At 39.3% G+C, this 2539-nt stretch carries 1 protein-coding gene; it reads right to left on the minus strand.

Annotated elements, in window-relative coordinates; genetic code table 11:
* A partial coding sequence (locus SORDD24_RS07365) for a Xaa-Pro dipeptidyl-peptidase (protein ID WP_061409131.1) occupies nucleotides 1-2086 on the minus strand: 2086 nt, incomplete at its 3' end.
* Nucleotides 2087-2539: the final 453 nt, after the last annotated feature.

Raw genomic sequence — 2539 nt, forward strand, 5'->3', positions numbered from 1 at the left:
CTACTAAGAGTAAATCATTTCTATTTTGAAGATTGAGGTAGCCTTTAGTGATGACACGTTGGGCGCTTGGAGTGAATGGCAGTTCGCAGAGATTTTCAAGCATGTAATAGCGACCGTTGTCAATGGTTCTAGCGCTTAAAACAGCTGGATAAGCTTGCAGATATTTCTTTTGCCCAAGTTCGAGCAGTTGGGCTGATAAGAGCCCCTTGTTTGTACTTGATTTGAGACGAAGTTTCAGCTTGACTCGACCATTTAAATGAATGTCTTGACTTACTGGAAGGTCAATGGTGATCTGATTGGCTTTTCCTTGGTAAAGTTCTGTGTTAAAGGTCTGGTAAGTCTTGCCATAACGCTCAAAATCTTCTTGTTCATAGTGGTTCTGAATCACTTGTTCTTCAGTTCCAAGTGAGAAAGTATGCAATTCATCTTGCTTGCCAAAGTCATCAAGACTCTGCCAGGTTTGAGGTTCGGTATTGTCTTGCCAGATAACAGTAGGAAGCTGATAGTCTGTTGCAAGTCCTAACAATTTCTTACTTAACAAGGCATTCATGGACTCGCGGAAGTCAATCGACTGCCAGTTATTCATATAAACATGGGCACCATGATGAAAAAAGAGGTGCTTGTTGATATGATCTGGAAGAGCATGAAACATTTGATAAACATGAAGTGGTTTGACATTCCAATCCTGGGAACCATGTGTAAAGACGACCTCAGCTTGAACCTTATGAGCATTGAGCAGATAGTTGCGGTCATGCCAAAACTGATTGTAGTCACCAGTCTTGCGATCTAATTGTTCTTTTACCTTTTCTAAATCCGCTTTGTGGGCTTCATTAGCACGGATATAGTCACCGGCTAAGAGATTGCGGGAGTAGGTTAATTCAGCAAGTGAGTCAAAATCCTCACCTGGATAACCTCCAGGACTGGTTACCAGGCCATTTTCACGATAGTAGTTGTACCAAGAGGAAATACCTGCTTCTGCGATAATCACTTCCAAGCCATCAACTCCAGTGGTTGCAAGACCATTGGACATGGTACCTAGATAAGAAAGGCCAGTTGTGGCAACTTTGCCATTGGACCAATCAGCCTTGACCTCACGCTTGCGCGTGTGGTCCGTAAAGGCACGGCAACGTCCATTGAGCCAATCAATGACATTTTTATAGGCCTCAATCTGCAGGTAGTCACCGTTAGTCATCAGACCTTGGGAATCTTTGGTGCCAACACCCGATACATAGAGATTGGCAAATCCTCGAGGGAGGAAGTAATCGTTGAGAGTGTAAGAGCTATTGATGTGAGTTAGCTTTTCTTCAGACTCAGAGACGAGTTCGGCTTGACCAAGAGGCTCGACAAAATCAATCTCAGGCTTCTCAAGTTCAATGGTGTGGGGAGGTTTGACCTCCAAGTCTCCTTCCATCTTGTAGAGAGCCTTGTCGCTGGCTTTGTCGTTGGTTCCTTGGTGATAAGGGCTTGCAGTCATAACGGCTGGAATCTGCCCATCATAGCGAGGACGAATAATACTGACCTTGACTAAATCAGGGAGACCGTCTTTATCAGTATCCACACGGCTCTCTACATAAACAACTTCACGAATGACATCATGACTAGAGAAGGTTGCCAAGCTCTTGCCGTTAAAGTAGTGGTAGTGATTATCTTCTGAAATGAGTCCATCACTAACAAGCTGATCGATGAGCGTATTTCCTTTTTTAGTTCGAGTATTGAGCAGATGGTAGAGATTTTCAATCAAATCTCCATAAATAACAGGAAATCCAGTTTCTTTACGGAATTGTTCAGCATCCTCAAAGTCAATAAGATAATTGAAGCCTAAAAGTTGAAAAACTACGGTATAGAAAATATCAGCTGTCAACTCTTTATCAGACTGAAAGAAGCTTAGTAGATCCGTTTCTCTATCTGCAGCTAGGGTAGATAGAGCGTAATCGGTATTTGTATAAGTGAAGAAACTCCAACGAATGAAGTCTTCAAACTGTCTTTTTATAGGCAGTTTAGATGATAGCTTTAAGCCAAGACTCTCTAATTCATCTAATAGTTGAGAACGAGGAGTGGGCAAGTAGCTGAATTGATTAAAACGCATGGCGCTCTCCTTTGAAGTGATAAATTTATTATATCAAAAAAAGAGGAAAAATGGAATAAATAAACTCAAATGAAATAAATTTTAAAAATAGGAATGAACTTTAAGCAAGTTATTATAAAATATTGAATAAATCTTTTAATTAAAAGCCACCTCAAAGATATTTATATGTAAATTTGCATAAGGGATTTTATTTCAATATTCGTCACTTAGCATAAAAATGTCCAAAATTACTATTAAAAATATTATAAGATATAGATATTTTATTCTTCTTAATTTTCATTTTCAAGAAACATAATGGATGAACAGTTGAAAAAATTTCAACAAGGTTTTGAAAGAAAGAGTCTGAGCCAGTTCATTATGGAACTTAAAATGGTATAATAGTACTATATTTAAAGCAAGGAGGAGATGGAATGATTGCACAGCTCGATACCAAGACTGTTTACAGTTTTATGG

The sequence above is a fragment of the Streptococcus oralis genome, from assembly GCF_001579175.1.
GTDB lineage: Bacteria > Bacillota > Bacilli > Lactobacillales > Streptococcaceae > Streptococcus > Streptococcus oralis_O.